Below are 16220 nucleotides of genomic sequence, written 5' to 3'. Positions count from 1 at the left end.
AGCCGAGCTCTAAGCCTTGGCCAGATGCTTCGGCCAAAATTCCTGATGGACTGCGGCGGCTTCCTCTTCGATGTTTGGTCCATCGACGGTGACGATGCGCGCCCCGGTTTGCAGCACCGCCCGGCTCGGCACGTTCAAACCGATCCCGGCGATCTGGCCGAGCCGCGCTTCGGAGCAAGCAAACACCATTCGCCCGATGCCCGACCAGTAAATCGCCCCGGAGCACATCGCGCACGGCTCCGTGCTGGTGTAGAGCGTGCAGTCAGCAAGATATGCGGTGTCGTAATGCTGCGCCGCCAGTTTGATCAGGTTCAGCTCGGCGTGGTTCGTCATATCGTGGCCGGTAAAGACGCTGTTTTCGGCACGCAGGATGACTTCGCCGTCCTTCACCAGCACCGAGCCAAACGGCTCGTCCCCGTTTTCCATCGCGGATTTCGAGAGCGCAATCGCCTCGCGTAAAAACGGCTCGTGGTTTTCCATCAGAGTCTCCCCCAGAAGTTAGAGCGGGATGATTTTGTCTGGGATCGGGGAGATTTCCAAGGGCTGCAATTCAGATTCAGGATCGGCAGCCTGTGTCTCTGCCACCGTTACGAGGAATAGACGACGTCACCGTCACCTTTGTCCCATCGGGATCGCAGACGACGGCGGCGATGTTTATCGGTTGTCTCGTTCAGTGGGCGAGAAACAGCGGCAGCTTGCAATCCTCGATCATCCTGCGGGTCACGCCGCCGAACAGGCTCTGCTGCCATCTCGGGTGGTTGTAAGCCCCCATGACGATGAGGTCCGCGCCCATATCCACCGCATGCCGGGTAATGATCTCGTCGGCGCTTTTGCCTTCGCTCGAAAGGCGATCGACCTGCACCTTGACGCCGTGGCGGGCAAGGAAGGCCGCTATATCGGCACCCGGCTCTTCGCCGTTCACGCCTGTCCGCGCCATCGGGTCGACCATGGTCACATGAACGATCTCGGCCTTTTCCAGGAGATCGAGCGACTGGCGGGCCGCCCGCGCCGCCTCGTTGCTGGAATCCCATGCAAGGATGACGGCTCTTGGGGACGTGGTAATCGCGTGTCGCCCGCGGTTGATCAGGATCGGCGTCGGCGCCTGAAAAAGCGCGCCATCGAAGATCCGCTTTCTGAAACTCGCGTCCTCGGCCGCATCGGATCCCAGGAGCACGACGTCGGCATAAAGCGCACGCTGCGCGATATCTTCGTCGGCCCAGGCAAATTCGGTATAGAGATCCTGGACCTCGAACGAGAGGTCGCTGGTGGAAAGCGTCTCCCTGATTTTGGCGCCCGTCGACGCGAGTTCGTCGATCTCCCGCTGCCTCTCATCCAGCCAGACGGTGGAGATGGCATTGTATTCGCCGAGCGACGGGGCCGCGCCCATGAAAACGGCAAGCGCTGTCAGATGTGCCCCATACGCGGCGCAGAAGCTCGCCGCGCTTTTCAGATCCTGCTCATATCTGTTGCTTTTGAGGATGCTCAGAACTGTCGTGATGGCCATGATGGCTGCCCTCCGTGACTGATATCACGACGTTAGCAATCCCACCCGATGTGGTCTTTGACATCAGTCAACCACGATCCGCCGCCCGATCTCGCCTGAAAGTCCTGCTAGCAGTTGGGGCGGACCTGTGCGGATGAATCCCCGCCGGGAAGCCCTGCCGAGGAACCGGTGCTGGTCATGCCATTGCAATCGGGCGTCCCGGTGCCCATGCCATTGCCGGTGCCGGAGGGGCCGCGCACGGACGGGTTCGTACTGCCGGGATCGGGGACGATGCTGTTGGTGGTGCTGTTTGCGTCCGGCGCCAGCGTATCCCCGCTATTGGTACCCGTGCCGACGCTGCCGGATGTGCCAGCCCCGCCAGATGCGCCGGAGCCGATCGTACCGCTGCTGGAAGCACCACCAGCACCTCCCGCCGCACCGCCTGCGCCACCGCCCGCACCCGATGATTGCGCCATCGCAGAGGTAGCCAGCCCAATGGAAAGGATGGATGCCGTGATGAACTTCAGAAGCATGAGAAACCTCCATTGTGCTTCATTGGTCATCGGGGACAACTTCGCCTGCCGGTCGAGGTTCCCCAAATCACGGATAAGTTTTGACGTCAGTCGATGCGCAACAGCGTCCGGCAGCGGACTGCGAACGCGATCGATGCCGGCCCCGGCAAGGGGCCTGGTTAAGGCCCGGCACTCAGTCGATGCCGGGCGGGACAGTGATTAATGGCACGCCGCACGAGCGCGCACGCGCCCTTTAAGATCATGGGTGCGACGATGTTCGACCGAGAGAATGTCGATCAGGTCGACAAGCTCGAAATGGTGCTCGACGCCGCCGACATCGATGTGAACCTGGCCGTCGCTGATGTGTAAAGCAACGGCAACGAAGTTTCTCTCTTCGCCCTCATCCAATACCGATACAATAAACAGAGGCCCCTCCCTCTTACGCTTATCTCTTTTATAGAGAAGATCGGTGAATGCTTTATTATTAGCAGTTAATAATAATTTGTATTCAATAGATTGTACAGCTCCATATGCGAACACTCCGGAGATAGCCACAAATTCGAAAGGTATTTCAGTGCTCACAATTCGGCTGGCGGAAGCGGCGAACCAAGCTGGCATCGTGCGCCTGTGGCACCAGGGGTGGCATGATGCCCACGCCGCCCTTGTGCCCCCGGAGGTTCTGGCGTTCAGGACGATAGACCACTTTCATACCTGGCTTGGCGAGGCGCGAGACACCTTCCACGTCGCCATCGACACCGAACTGCGGGGATTCGTGACGGTAAAAGACGCGGAAATCGTCAAGCTCTATGTCGGCAGGAATGCGCGCGGGCAAGGCATAGCGCAAAAGCTTCTATCCTTTGCGGAGCGAAAGCTCTCGGAAAACGGGGTGCGGGAGGCCGAGTTGTTCTGTACGGCGGGCAACAGCCGCGCCGAAAATTTCTATCTTCGAGAGGGATGGACGCTCTCTCAGACGTTTGAAGATTATCTGTGGATGCCGAAAGGCAGCACCACAGGGCCTACTGTGCTGACCCATCGTTTTCAGAAAAATCTGTTGGCAGCGGCGTAACCTGCCGTTCGCAAGAGATATGTTCGCAGCAGCCGTGACTCGCCCAGGCGCTCTTCAGCTTTTCTTCTGTGACGCCGCCGCCTTGCTGGAACTCGTGCTGCCCTTCGGCCGCTTGTCCAGAAGGCGTGAGAGCACATTCCCTTTTTTCCTGCGGGGGACGAGATCGATGTCGCTCACGAGCTTTGCACCGCCCTCGCGCCGCTCCAGGGTGATCTTGCGGCTGTGGAAGGCTTCGAGCTCGACGCGGTGCGCGACGCTGACGATGGTGACCTTGGGCAATTCCCGGATCACCATCTCCATCATCTTGTCCTGGCTCTTCTCATCGAGAGCTGACGTCGCCTCGTCGAGTACGATGATATCGGGATTGTGCAGCAGCAGGCGCGCGAAGGCGAGCCGCTGCTTTTCGCCGCCCGACAGCGTCTGGTCCCACGGCGCGTCATCCTCGAGCTTCTCGTTGAGATAGGCGAGCCCGACCTTGTCGAGCGCGTTCTTGATCTCATCCAGCGGCCAGCCGTCGGCGGCATTGGGATAGGCGACGGCGCGGCGCAGCGTGCCCGAGGGGATATAGGGCCGCTGCGGCAGCATGAACAACCGCCTGTCGGCGTGGAAATCGACGCTGCCGCGACCCCACGGCCAGAGACCGGAGATGGCGCGCACCAGCGTGCTCTTGCCCGAGCCGGATTCACCGGCCACGAGCACCCGCTCGCCTGGCTCGATCTCCACCTGGGTTTCCGTGACCACGGCAGTACCGTCATCCAGCGACACGGCGAGATCGTTGAGGCTGAGTATCGCCTCGCCTTCCGTCTCACCATGCTGGATGCGTCCGAGCGCGTCGCTCTGTTCTGCGCGTTCCAGCCCGTCGAGCGACATCATCAATGAGGCGACGCGCCGCGCGCAGGCGTTCCAGTCGGCAAGCCGCGGGTAGTTGTCGACGAGCCAACCGAAAGCGGTCTGGACGATCGCGAAGGCTGACGCTGCCTGCATCACCTCACCCAGCGTCATGCTGCCTTCCAGAAACTTCGGCGCGCAAAGCAGCACCGGTACGACAGGCGCAATCAGCATCGACCCATGCGACACGAAGGTCGTGCGCATATATTGATGGGCAAGCTGCGCCCATTGGCTCAGCACATTGGAAAACGTCTTGTCGAGGTCGCTGCGCTCCTCCTCTTCACCACCGAGAAGCGCGATGCTCTCGCCGTTTTCGCGCACATGCGTCAGCGTATAGCGAAACTCGGCTTCCACCTGGTTCTTAACCTCGGAGACCTGAACGAAATGTCGGCCGATGACGGCAATCGTCGTCGACGTAATGAGCGCGTAGAGCACCGCCGTGACGACGAGAAAGCCGGGAATGGTGATCGACATCCCACCGATCGGCAGGGTCAGGGCACCACCGATCGTCCAGAGAACCACAATGAAGGTCGAGGCCGACAGAAAGGCCGAGATGACGCCGGCGGTGAAATCGACGGGCGACTCCGTGGCAATCCGCAGATCCTCGGAGATACGCGCCTCCGGGTTCTTGTGATCGCCACCGATGAGGTTCAGCTGATAGTAACGGCCGTTCGCCAGCCAGCGCGCAATGAGCCCGGTCGCCAGCCACCGGCGCCAGTGCCGCTGGATCATCATGCGGACATAGACCTGGCAGGTGACGAGGACGACACTGCCGGCCACCAGCGGCAGGAAGACGGCGCTCAGATAATAGACGGTGCCGGCATCGTGCCGCTCTATCGCGTCGAATATGCCGCGGTTCCACCTGTTGATCCCATACTGGAAACCGACATTCATGCCGATCATGATCAACAGCCCGATGGAGCATGGCCAGGCAAAACCGTCGCCGCCACGGCCCCAGTAGCCGCGCGCACTGATCCAGAAACGCTTCAGCAGATATTTCTTGCGCGCCCTCTCGGCCTCCTCGGGCGTCAGGCCCGGATCCGGTTCGATAACATCTGGCGGCGGCGCGACCTCGACAGTCGATGCCTTGCCCTGGTGCGTCTCCTCGGCACCATCAGGCTTGGCGCCGTCGACCGATGTCGGTTTCAGTTTTGCGTCGGTCATGCCAGCGGAAACGGATTACCGATCGAAAGGTTTCACGATGGGGCAAGCTTGGTGCTTGCCGGAAACCGGAAGGTGCATCGACGGCTTCGATCGAACCGATATCTCGGCGAGAACCCGAACCGCACCGCCGCAGGACACAACCAGGCGCGAAAATCCGCTATTCGGCAGCAGATACCGCCGTGACCGCAGCCGGCCCATTGCGGTCATGGCATGTGCCGCAAAGGCCGACCAGCGTTGCCGAATTCGGCCACTCGGCAAATCATCTCGCGAAGTAGCGTGTTGGTGTTGTGCCCAATGCCTTCTTGAACATGACGATAAAGGCGGTAGCCGATTCATATCCCAAGTCGCCCGACACCCTCTGGACCGTCGCGCCGCTGGCCAGTTCGCGCAACGCGATGACCAGGTGCAGTTGCCGCCGCCATCGGCCGAAGGTCAGTCCCGTTTCCTGGACCATCAGCCGCTTCAAGGATCGCTCACTCATGGCAACGTGTGCCGCCCAATCGACCAGGGTGCGACGGTCGCTCGGCTCCGCCATCAGGGCAGCAGTGATCGCGGCGATTTTGGGATGGCTGGACGCGGGCAAGTCCAGCCCCTGTACCGGCATTTGCGCGAGTTCATCCAGCAAGACCCGCACCATACGGCCGACATGATCGTCCGGAGCAGAGCTGACCGGTACATCCGCCAGTCGGAGGATCATCTCGCGGAGCATCGGCGACACAGACAGAGTGCAGCACTCCTGCGGCAGCTTGGCCGCTTCGGGTTGAACGAACAGATAGGACAGGCGTGCGATGGACGTGACCTGGTTGCTGTGGGGCACGCCGCCGGGTATCCAGACTCCGCAGTCTGGTGGGACAATCCAGATGCCATTCTCCGTCCTGCATGTGACGGCCCCGTGCAGAGCCAAAATGAGCTGCCCTTGCTTGTGCTGGTGCTGGGGCACTTCAGCCTCATAGTCACTGAAGTCGAGGCGGACAGCGATGGCCGGGCGATCTGACCAGTCGGGATCAAAGTCGTCGTAGCAGGAAGGCAGTTTTGCGGATTGACCCGATTTGGAGATCATTTGGCATTATCTCCAAATTCGTACGGACTGCAACAGTCTACAATCGGGCGATCAACAACCGAAAGGAGACTGTCATGCGAATTTCTGTCGTCGGCGCCACGGGACGAGTTGGCGCCAAGCTGACCCGGACCCTGCTGAGATCAGGGCATCAGGTCAGAGCGTTGTCGAGAGGTGGCCCAGCGCTTGACGCACTGGTCGAGCTCGGAGCAGAGCCATTCCTGGGAAGCTTTGACACAGGAGCGGGAGACCTTGACCAATTTTTCCAGGGTGCAGATGCCGCGTTCCTGATGGTGAAGACCGATTGGAACAACATCGAGGGACACTACCCCGCTGTTGCCCAGCGCTTTGTCGATGCGCTCGAAAAATCCTCCGTCAAACTGGCCGTAAGCCTGACGGCCATGGGTTCGGACGTGAAGGGGAAGACGGGTCATTTCGAGTGCTTCCACGATCTGGACGAAAAGCTCAACGAACTCGGCGATATCAATCTGGTCCACCTGCGCGCCGCCTGGTTCATGGAAGACGTGTCGGCGTGGACGGGGCCGGTTGCCAAATACGGTCGAATTGCCTGGTTCTGCAAACCTGATTTGAAGATGCCCTGGGTGGCGACCGATGACATCGCATGGCTGGCAGCGAAGGAACTGACCAATCCGACGGGCAGACACCGCGTCTATCTCGAAGTCGGCTCGGAAGATGTCTCGATGAACGAACTGGCGGTGATCATTGGCAAGGAGATCGGCAGGCCGGTGGAGTACCGATACATCGAGACGACCCGCAAAGACGTGGAGGCTGAATTTCTGGCGCGGTTCGGGACGCCGGAAAAATGGCAGGACGACACGCTGAGTGCTGACGCTTTGAACAATGGCATCGTAAGGTTCCATGGGGAGCACGAGGATCGTCCGAAATTGCCCACGACGATGGAGGTCTTCATTGCTGGCGTTTGGAAGCCGCGTTACCTGGAGGCGGTCAGAGCGGGAGACCAACGAGAGACGTTTTCCATGTGGACTGCCAGGGACTAGCTCGACGTCATGCTGGTTTTGTGAACCCTCCCAGCAATCTCCAGTCTTTATTGGACGCTGCCGCAAATTATTAAATTGCGGCAGCTATATGACCGCAATTGGCGCCATGCGGACGTCGAGAAGGCACGCATTACCTAATGTCGGTCACCGCGATGCAGCCAGCACGACATCAGCCCCTTCAATGACATAGGTCGCATAGCGATGGTCGCGGATCAGGCTTATCTTTTGCTCCCGCCATTCGAGCAGCATGAAATAGGAAGAACCATCAGGCGGTTCGGCTGATACCAGCAATATTTCCCGGCCTTCCAGCCAGGCCGGTTCGATCCTGACCGGCGGATATTCAGCATAATAGGTGAAAAATCGACCGACGTCGGCGGCACCGGAGATTTCCGGCCGTCGCGCCTGACGAAGCCGAACATCCTGCGCCAGCAGGCGACGCAGAGCGTCCCAGTCCCGGGCGTTGAAGAGCGCTGCGAAGTTCAGGACCTCGGGACTCGGCGGTGGCGCAACCTCGGACCGCACGTCGGAGATGGCGCGCAATCTCGCCCGACCGCGCGACAGATGGGCCTTGACGGCATCGACACTGAGTTCCAGCAGCGATGCGATGTCCGCAAGCGACTCTCCCAGCACATCCTTGAGAATGACAGCGCTGCGTTGCGGCACAGGCAATTCTGCAAAGTGGCCGAGCGCCACCCGCACCGCATCCTGCCGGATCAGCGCGTCCTCCGGGCCGACGGCGCTGATATCGGCCAGATCGAAAGCCATCTCAATGGGCTCAGATCGCAGCGTGCTGCGTCGGCGCAGCGCATCTATGGCTCTGTTATGGACGATGCGAAATAGCCAGGGTCGCAGCGGGGTGCCCGGCGGGATCGAGCCGGCCGTCGCAAATACCCTGGCAAACGCGTCCTGAATCACATCCTCGCCGTCGATGACAGAACCCACCAGACGAGCAGCATAGCGATGCAGTTCGGGGCGAAGCGCATCCGCTTCGCTGGCGAGCGCTGCGAGCAGTGCTTTCCTCTCTTCGTCTTCGAGAGCAGCGTCTTCTGTCATTCGATGACCGTCACACCCGTATCCCCACGCACCGCGTAGACCATGGCCTCGGCGAGAGCAGTCCTGCCGATCAGGTCGGCGACCATATCGCCGAAAGCCCGCGGCGTCATGTCCGGCCAGGTGGCGGCCTGTTCGGCAAATGTCCGACCCGCCGCCGCAGCATAGGCACCGATGCCGGTATCGCCCACACCGGTTCCGGCAAACATCTGCCGGGGAACGATGACCCGGAAGCGCAGACCCAGACCGAGTTGCGCCGACAGGCCCTCGGCATATTTTGCAATGAACCACTGCGCGCGCTTGGCGCCCGCATAACCGCCCGATAGCGGCGACCCTTGCACGGCGGCTCCGCTGGAAACCAGGACGACAAGCCCGCCCGGCGTCATCGGCAGGGTCAGGGCAGCCTGTACCCAGTGCAGCGCGGCCTTGACGTCCACATTCCAGTTGGCCGTGAATGCCTCCCAGCCAATCCGGTCGATCCGTTCCATGGGCGGTTCGGCACCGGCATTCATGATGACGAGATCGGGTCGCGTCTGCTCCATGATCCGCCATGCCGCGTCGACATCGGTTGCATCAGCCGATATGGCACTGGCGGCCGATTGCTCGCCTGCCCCCTGCACGGCATCAGCGTTTCGGGCGACCACGGTGACTACGGCCGCGCGAGCAACGAATGCCTCGGCGAGCCCCCTCCCCAGGCCGCGGCTTCCGCCGACAACCACAATTCGCTTTCCTTCCAGATCCATCTCTCAGTCCTCATTCGGGTCGAGTCCGACCGCTCGACGACGGTCGCAACAACGACGTTCCAACGAGGTGAAAAGAGTCATCGCCATTTGCGATTTGTGGGGGCCAGTGTCCAAAAGTCTGGCTCGACCGAAAATCGGCGGTGATCGATTGCGAATGGATTTCCGCGCCGGTCATGACGGCGGATTACAAATCGAAAGGTTTCACGATGGGAAGAGACGGGTAGCTGTGCGCTCGGCAAAGGACCCGGTCTGTAGTGCCCGGAGCCCCCTCACCCTAACCCTCTCCCCGCTGGGTAGAGGGGACGTGGCATACGACGCCCTTGAGATTGCCGAGGCGGTGCAACACACCCCTTCTCCCCTAGGGGAGAAGGTGCCCGAAGGGCGGATGAGGGGGCCACATACACCGTCTTTCACGGCTTGGATCACCTGACCACAACCCCACCACCGTGCCGATCAGGCCAACAACCCGTGGAGGACAAGATCGATATGCGCTTTCACGTAAGCATCCCTGTCCAGGGGCCGCCGCTCGTCGAAGAGAAGCTTGAAGAACAGGAAGGTTATGGCAGGCGCCACGACGGCATCGGAGAACGCAGCCGGCGCCGAGCGGAATTCGCCAAGCCTTACGCCGTCATCGATGAGGGACTGCATTTGCCAGTCGAGAGGATCGATGAATGCCTCGTGGTGCCTGTCGACGATCTGGGGGAAGCGCGAACCTTCGGCGATGATGAACCGCATCAGTTCGCGCAATCTGCGGTCCCTGACCACGAGATCGTAGATCAGCTCGATCGTCTTCTGAAGCCGCTCCGTGGCGGTTCCCTTCAACTCACTCGCGCTCGCCAGCAGACCTTCCAGGGGCACCGAAATGTGCCGGATCATCGCTTCGAAAAGCTGCTCCTTGGTCTCGAAGTAAACATAGACGGTTCCCTTCGTGACCCCGACCCTGCTGGCAATGTCTTCGACACGCGTCGCGACATAGCCGCGCTCGACGAACTCTTCGAACGCCGCATCCAGGATCTCTATGGGCCGGCGGGCCTTCTGCTCGGCACGCGTCAGTTTCTTCGTATCTAGCATGGCTCACCTTGAGCGTTTTTCGTGGTCAAGCGTCAAGAAATTTTCATTGACTGATGGGTTAGTCAATATTATTCGTCTGCCGAACCGATGCAAGAGGTAAATCATGAAAACTGTCCTTGTTGCCGCCTGGCTGGGCGTCAGCGCAGTCGCGCTCGCCTCATGCGAAGAGCAAAGCGCGAGTGAGGCAAAGCCCAGAAATGTGGAGGCTGTCGTGGCCAAGGTCACGCCAACAGTCGAAAGCAACGCCATCACCGGCGAGGTCAGCGCCCGCGTCGAAAGCGACCTTTCCTTCAGGGTCAGCGGGCGCATCATCGAGCGTTTCGTCGATGTCGGATCGTCGGTGAAGGCGGGACAGGTGCTGGCGCGCATGGACGCCGAAGAGCAGAAGGCCGATCTCGGCGTCGCCACCGCGAACCTGCAGTCCGCACTTGCCCAGCAGACGCAGGCCCAGCTGGCATTCGGCCGGCAGCAGAACCTCTTCAGGACGCAGGTTGCGACCCGTGCGGCACTCGATCAGGCGCAGGAAGCGCTGCTGACAGCCCAGGGCAGCGTGAAACTGGCGCAGGCTCAATTCGATACGGCACAGGATGCACTTTCCTACACGGAACTGCGCGCCGATGCCGATGGCGTCATCACCGCCAGGAACGCCGAAGTCGGCCAGGTCGCGCAAGCGGCGCAGCTCATCTTCACGCTTGCGCATGATGGGCCGCGCGATGCCGTCTTCAACGTCTTCGAGTCCCTTTATCTCGGCCGAAACCTTGAAAACACGGTCGCCGTCAGCTCCCTCTCGGCGCCATCGCACAAGATAGAAGCTTCCGTGCGCGAAATCTCACCCACGATCGACCCGTCGACGGGAACGATCAGGGTCAAGGTGGGCCTCGAAGCGACGCCCGACATGCAGCTTGGCGCGCCTGTCGTCGGCTCCTTCCGCTCCAAGGCGCAGAACGCAATCGAATTGCCGTGGTCGGCAATGGCCTCCAAGAGCGGCCAGCCGGCCGTTTGGATCATCGACCCCGCCTCCTCGAGCGTGTCGCTGCATCCGGTCGATGTCTCCGATTATGAGACCGGCCGTTTCGAGGTGCGCGCGGGTGTCTCCCCGGGAGACATCGTCGTCGTCGACGGCACGAAATTCCTGCGATCGGGCGAAGTCGTCGCATACGGCAAGGGAGCCGCAGAATGAATATCCGTATCACAGCCGGCCTTGCGATCCTCGGGTCACTGCTGCTGGCTTCCTGCGAGAAGCAGGAGGAAGCCCATGAGCAGCCGCCGCGTCCCGCCCTTTCCGTCGTCGTCAAGCCGACCGCGGCCTCCGCACTGACCCTGCCGGGAACAGTGCAGGCCAGGATCGAGACCCAGCTTGCATTCCGCGTCCTCGGACGGGTCATCGCCCGCAAGGTCAGCGTTGGCGACGTCGTCAGGAAGGGCGATGTCATTGCTGCCATAGATCCACTGGCGCTGGAGCTTGCGGTCAAGAGTTCGCAGTCCGAGCTTTCGAATGCCCAGGCACAGTTGGCGAATGCCGCATCGTCTGAAGAACGCCAGCGCTCCCTGCTCGCGAGCCGGTCGGGAAGTGAAGCAGCCTATGAAGAGGCCGAACTCGGGCGCAAGAGCGCCATAGCTGCGGTCGCCAAGGCGCAGGCCAATCTGGACAAGGCCGAAGAGCAGCTCGGATACACGCAGCTCAGGGCGGAATTCGACGGCGTCGTGACGGCGACATCGGCCGAAGTGGGCCAGGTCGTGGCCGCCGGCCAGAGCATCGCCACCATTGCCCGCCCCGAACAGAGCGACGCAGTGATCGACATACCGGTCGCAAGCTTCGATGGCCTCAAGGTGGGCTCGCCCTTCGAGGTCGCCCTCCAGCTGGACCCGACCATCCGCACGAGCGGCACGGTCAGGGAAATCGCGCCGGAAGCCGAGGCGACGACGCGCACGCGGCGCACGAAGATAACGCTCGTCGATCCGCCGCCAGCCTTTCGACTGGGCTCGGTCGTCACGGCAACCGCAACCGTCCATGCTGAGCCGATGATCCTGCTCCCCTCCTCCTCCATCCTGACGAAGGACGGAAAGCCGAACGTCTGGGTGGTCGATACCGCCTCGGCTAAGGTTTCCATACGCCCGATCAGGATCGACGGAGACATCGTCGAAGGAGGCTCCGTCCGCATCGCCGAGGGCGTCAGCCCGGGCGATCGCGTCGTCGTCGCCGGCGTTCACAAGCTTGTCGATGGCCAGGCCGTCAGAGTAGACTGAGGAAAATCCACGTGAAAAAATTCAACCTGTCCGACTGGGCGCTCGAACATCGTTCGCTCGTCTGGTACTTCATGATCGTCTTCATTCTGGCCGGCGCGTTTTCCTATATCGGCCTCGGCCGCGAGGAAGATCCCAACTTCACCATCAAGACCATGATCATCCAGGTGCAATGGCCTGGTGCATCAGCCGAGGAAGTGACCAAGCAGGTCACCGACCGCGTCGAAAAGAAGCTCGAGGAGCTGGAATCACTCGATTTCACCCGCAGCGAGACGGTTGCCGGGCAGACGACGATCTTCGTGGAACTCCTGCCGACGACCAAGGCCAAAGATGTGAATGCCATCTGGGTGCGCGTGCGCAACATGATCGGCGACATCAAGGGAGATTTTCCGAGCGGCGTTATCGGGCCGTTCTTCAACGATCGCTTCGGCGACGTCTTCGGTAATATCTACGCCTTCACCAGCGACGGGCTGACACAGCGCCAGCTTCGTGACCTCGTCGAGGATGCACGCGCAAAAGTGCTGACGGTTCAAAATGTCGGCAAGGTGGATGTTATCGGCGCGCAGGACGAGGCGATCTATCTCGAATTCTCCACGCGCAAGATTGCAGCACTCGGGCTTAACCAGCAATCCGTGATCGAAACGCTCCAGGCGCAGAATGCCGTCACACAGTCGGGCTTCGTCGACGCCGGTCCCGAGCGCATCGCCTTGCGGGTCAGCGGCCAGTTCACGTCGGAGGAAAGCCTCAAGGCGATCAATCTTCGTGTCAACGACCGCTTCTTTCCGCTGACCGATGTCGCGACGATCAAGCGCGGCTATGTCGATCCGCCATCCGCGCTGTTCCGCTATAACGGCCAGCCGGCCATCGGGCTCGCCATCGGCATGAAATCAGGCGCAAACCTGCTTGAATTCGGCGAAGCGCTCGACAAGGAGATCGAGCAGGTCACGGCAGACCTTCCCATCGGCGTGGACGTCGAGCGCGTCTCCGATCAGCCCGCCGTCGTGGATGAGGCCGTGTCGGGCTTCACGCGTGCACTCTTCGAAGCGATCATCATCGTGCTTGCAATCAGCTTCATCAGTCTCGGTGTTCGCGCCGGGCTCGTGGTTGCCATCTCCATTCCGCTCGTACTGGCGATCACCTTCCTCGTCATGGCCTACTCGGGTATTTCGATGCAACGTATTTCGCTGGGCGCCCTGATCATCGCCCTCGGTCTTCTGGTCGATGACGCGATGATTGCCGTGGAAATGATGGTGGCCCGCCTGGAGGTCGGCGATGACCTCCGAAAAGCGGCGACATATGTTTATACCTCGACCGCCTTCCCGATGCTGACAGGTACGCTGGTGACGGTCGCGGGCTTCATCCCCGTCGGCCTCAACTCCAGCGCTGCCGGCGAATTTACCTTCACCCTTTTCGTCGTCATCGCCGTCTCGCTGCTGGTGTCATGGGTCGTCGCGGTCCTGTTCACGCCGTTGCTCGGCGTGACCATCCTTCCGAAAACCATGAAATCGCATCATGACCAGAAAGGCCGTTTTGCACGCGCCTTTGCGTGGCTGCTCAGCGTGGCCATGCGCTGGCGCTGGATAACCATCGGCGCGACCGTGGCAACCTTCGCTCTTTCCATCGGCGGCATGAGCCTGGTGCAACAACAGTTCTTCCCCTCCTCCGACCGGCCCGAACTGATCGTCGACTGGAACCTGCCGCAGAACAGCTCGATTTCGGAGACGAACAAGCAGATGGCCAGGTTCGAAAGCGAGATGCTGGCCAACAACGGGGATATCGATCACTGGACGAGCTATGTCGGCCAAGGCGCTCCCCGCTTCATCCTGTCCTTCGATGTGCAGACGCCCGATGTCTCGTTCGGCCAGACCGTGATCGTCACCAAGGGGCTCGACGTCCGCGACAAGGTCAAGGAAGAGCTGCAGGCCTATCTGACGAAGACCTTCCCCGGCACCGACGCCTTCGTAAAGCTGCTCGACATCGGCCCGCCGGTCGGCAAGCCCGTGCAATATCGCGTCAGCGGGCCTGACATTCAGAAGGTCCGTGATCTCTCTCACCAGCTTGCCGGCATCGTCGGCCAGAATCCGCTGCTGTCCAACATGACCTTCGACTGGAACGAACCATCGCGTGTGGTCAAGGTCGATGTCCTGCAGGACAAGGCACGGCAGCTGGGCGTCTCGTCGCAGGATATCGCAACGGCGCTCAACAGCATCGTCGAGGGATCGGCGGCCACGCAGATCCGCGACGACATCTATCTCGTCGATGTCATCGGCCGCGCCCAGACCTCGGAGCGAGGGTCGATCGAGACGCTGCAGAACCTTCAGCTTGCCGGTTCCAACGGCAACTCCGTGCCCTTGTCCGCAGTTGCCAATTTCCACTACGAGCTGGAGCAGCCGACGATATGGCGGCGCACGCGCACGCCGACCATCACCTTGAAGGCTGCGGTCATAGGACCAACCCAACCGGCGACGATCGTCACCGAACTGCAGCCAAAGGTCGATGAGTTCCGCAAGGGCCTTCCGAGCGGCTACCGCGTCGTCGACGGCGGCTCGGTCGAGGAAAGCGCGAAAGCGCAGGGGCCGATCGTGGCGGTAGCGCCGCTGATGCTGTTCGTCATGGCGACGATCCTGATGATCCAGCTGCAGAGTTTCAGCAGGCTCTTCCTGGTCTTCGCCGTCGCCCCTCTGGCCTTGATCGGCGTCGTCGCGGCTCTGTTGCTCAGCAACGCGCCGCTCGGGTTCGTCGCCATCCTGGGTGTGCTGGCGCTGATCGGCATCCTCATCCGCAACTCGGTGATCCTCATCGTCCAGATCGAACACCTTCGAAGCGAGGGCATGCCGCCCTGGCAGGCCGTCATCGAGGCGACGGAGCATCGAATGCGCCCGATCATGCTCACGGCCGCCGCAGCGACGCTCGCGCTGATCCCCATTTCCAGGGAGATATTCTGGGGGCCGATGGCCTACGCGATGATGGGCGGCATTGTCGTCGGTACGGTCCTGACGCTGCTCTTCCTGCCTGCGCTGTATGTTGCCTGGTTTCGAATACCCCGCGAGGCCTGACAACATCAGACCCGTCCGGATCACTCCGGGCGGGCCACCTATCGGTCACCCAGGGGTAACCGATAGCGTCGCATTGCGGTGGGCCTATTTCGCGCCCGCAGCGGATTCGATGACCGCAGCCACCTCTTCGGCGTGCGACGCCAGCGAGGCATGGCTGCCGTCGACGGTCGTCACCTTGGCCTTCATCCGTTCGGCAAAGAAGGTCTGAGCGTGCGGATCGAGGAGTTGATCCTGTGCACTGAGAACGTACCAGCTCGGCTTGACATGCCATGCGGCGATCTTGGTGACCTCGTCAAAGGCGGTGTGATTGAGCGGCATCTGATGGGTGGCCAGATACTCGCCGATATTCTTGGGCAAGTCGCCTGCCACGGCGCTTGGGAATACTGCCGGATCGATGGTCAGATAGCCCCTGCCGTCGGCCCGGATGGCCTTGACGCCTGCGGTCGCCGGTCCGCTTGCCGCGAGCGCCGAAACCGTTTCACCCTTGTCAGGCGCGAAGGCCGAGACATAGACCAGGGACGACACCTTGGCATTGATGCCGGCTTCGCCGATCACCACGCCAGCCCAGGAATGACCGACGAGAACGGTCGGTCCATCCTGCGCATCGAGTGCCGCATTCGTGGCGGCGACATCGTCGGCAAGCGAGGTCAGCGGATTCTTGACGGCGGTCACCTTGTAGCCTTTGGCCGTCAGAATGGCGGCGACGCCATTCCAGCTCGTCTCGTCGACGAAGGCGCCGTGAACCAGCACGATATTCTTGACGACGCCGGCGGGAAGCGTCGGCTGGGCGGAAGCCGGCGCAGCGCCGAAAACGGCGGTGGACAGCATGAGGGCGGAGAAAATGAGGTTTTTCATTGGGGGCTCATT

The 16220-nt window shown here is 61.3% G+C and carries 15 protein-coding genes; 6 read left to right on the top strand and 9 right to left on the bottom strand.

Going from position 1 to position 16220, the window contains the following annotated elements:
* Positions 1-9: 9 nt before the first annotated feature.
* The 3 genes from AC1DUP_RS16360 to AC1DUP_RS16350 form a co-directional block, all read right to left on the bottom strand.
* Complete coding sequence (locus tag AC1DUP_RS16360; protein ID WP_477833194.1) at positions 10-480, bottom strand: nucleoside deaminase; 471 nt, start codon at positions 478-480, stop codon at positions 10-12.
* A 190-nt stretch (positions 481-670) separates the two neighbouring features.
* Complete coding sequence (locus AC1DUP_RS16355) at positions 671-1504, bottom strand: universal stress protein (RefSeq protein WP_477833193.1); 834 nt, start codon at positions 1502-1504, stop codon at positions 671-673.
* A gap of 107 nt (positions 1505-1611) precedes the next feature.
* Entirely contained in the window at positions 1612-2016 is a 405-nt protein-coding gene (locus AC1DUP_RS16350; protein ID WP_477833192.1) for a hypothetical protein, read from the bottom strand.
* Positions 2017-2217: 201 nt separating this feature from the next.
* Here AC1DUP_RS16350 and AC1DUP_RS16345 point away from each other — a divergent pair, with 201 nt between their 5' ends.
* Both AC1DUP_RS16345 and AC1DUP_RS16340 read left to right on the top strand, forming a co-directional pair.
* The gene (locus AC1DUP_RS16345; protein ID WP_477833191.1) at positions 2218-2364 is read left to right on the top strand and encodes a hypothetical protein; all 147 of its coding nucleotides are present in this window, start codon (positions 2218-2220) and stop codon (positions 2362-2364) included.
* 100 nt (positions 2365-2464) lie between these two features.
* The gene (locus AC1DUP_RS16340; RefSeq protein WP_477833190.1) at positions 2465-3061 is read left to right on the top strand and encodes a GNAT family N-acetyltransferase; all 597 of its coding nucleotides are present in this window, start codon (positions 2465-2467) and stop codon (positions 3059-3061) included.
* A gap of 54 nt (positions 3062-3115) precedes the next feature.
* Here AC1DUP_RS16340 and AC1DUP_RS16335 read toward each other — a convergent pair whose 3' ends face one another.
* Both AC1DUP_RS16335 and AC1DUP_RS16330 read right to left on the bottom strand, forming a co-directional pair.
* Positions 3116-5113 carry an ABC transporter ATP-binding protein/permease gene (locus AC1DUP_RS16335; protein ID WP_477833189.1) on the bottom strand — a complete coding sequence of 666 codons (1998 nt, stop codon included), beginning with the start codon at positions 5111-5113 and terminating at the stop codon, positions 3116-3118.
* 259 nt (positions 5114-5372) lie between these two features.
* Entirely contained in the window at positions 5373-6173 is an 801-nt protein-coding gene (locus AC1DUP_RS16330; protein WP_477833188.1) for an AraC family transcriptional regulator, read from the bottom strand.
* Between the two features lie 74 nt (positions 6174-6247).
* On the opposite strand from AC1DUP_RS16330, the gene AC1DUP_RS16325 reads away from it, so the two are divergent.
* Complete coding sequence (locus AC1DUP_RS16325; protein WP_477833187.1) at positions 6248-7189, top strand: NmrA family NAD(P)-binding protein; 942 nt, start codon at positions 6248-6250, stop codon at positions 7187-7189.
* 144 nt (positions 7190-7333) lie between these two features.
* Here AC1DUP_RS16325 and AC1DUP_RS16320 read toward each other — a convergent pair whose 3' ends face one another.
* The 3 genes from AC1DUP_RS16320 to AC1DUP_RS16310 all read right to left on the bottom strand — a co-directional run bounded on the left by AC1DUP_RS16320 (position 7334) and on the right by AC1DUP_RS16310 (position 10053).
* The gene (locus tag AC1DUP_RS16320) at positions 7334-8242 is read right to left on the bottom strand and encodes a sigma-70 family RNA polymerase sigma factor (RefSeq protein WP_477833186.1); all 909 of its coding nucleotides are present in this window, start codon (positions 8240-8242) and stop codon (positions 7334-7336) included.
* Positions 8239-8982 (bottom strand): SDR family NAD(P)-dependent oxidoreductase, encoded by a 744-nt coding sequence (locus AC1DUP_RS16315; protein ID WP_477833185.1) that lies wholly within the window; start codon positions 8980-8982, stop codon positions 8239-8241. The genes AC1DUP_RS16320 and AC1DUP_RS16315 overlap by 4 nt, the downstream gene beginning before the upstream one ends.
* A gap of 453 nt (positions 8983-9435) precedes the next feature.
* Positions 9436-10053 carry a TetR/AcrR family transcriptional regulator gene (locus AC1DUP_RS16310; protein ID WP_477833184.1) on the bottom strand — a complete coding sequence of 206 codons (618 nt, stop codon included), beginning with the start codon at positions 10051-10053 and terminating at the stop codon, positions 9436-9438.
* A 103-nt stretch (positions 10054-10156) separates the two neighbouring features.
* Between AC1DUP_RS16310 and AC1DUP_RS16305 the strand changes: the two genes are divergently transcribed.
* Genes AC1DUP_RS16305 through AC1DUP_RS16295 form a run of 3 tightly spaced genes read left to right on the top strand, consistent with a single transcriptional unit; the run spans position 10157 to position 15353 of the window.
* Entirely contained in the window at positions 10157-11233 is a 1077-nt protein-coding gene (locus AC1DUP_RS16305; RefSeq protein WP_477833183.1) for an efflux RND transporter periplasmic adaptor subunit, read from the top strand.
* On the top strand, positions 11230-12300 hold the full coding sequence (locus tag AC1DUP_RS16300; protein ID WP_477833182.1) for an efflux RND transporter periplasmic adaptor subunit: 1071 nt from the start codon (positions 11230-11232) through the stop codon (positions 12298-12300). Before AC1DUP_RS16305 ends, AC1DUP_RS16300 begins: the two co-directional genes overlap by 4 nt.
* Positions 12301-12311: 11 nt before the next feature.
* Positions 12312-15353: an efflux RND transporter permease subunit gene (locus AC1DUP_RS16295; RefSeq protein WP_477833181.1), complete on the top strand. Its 3042-nt coding sequence runs from the start codon at positions 12312-12314 to the stop codon at positions 15351-15353.
* Between the two features lie 84 nt (positions 15354-15437).
* Here the strand turns inward: AC1DUP_RS16295 and AC1DUP_RS16290 are convergent, their stop codons facing one another.
* Complete coding sequence (locus tag AC1DUP_RS16290; protein ID WP_477833180.1) at positions 15438-16208, bottom strand: alpha/beta fold hydrolase; 771 nt, start codon at positions 16206-16208, stop codon at positions 15438-15440.
* Positions 16209-16220: the final 12 nt, after the last annotated feature.

The sequence above is a fragment of the Rhizobium sp. 01L419 genome (assembly GCF_056400025.1).
Note: the sequence above shows the minus strand (reverse complement) of the source record. Positions and strands in the feature narration are given on the sequence as shown.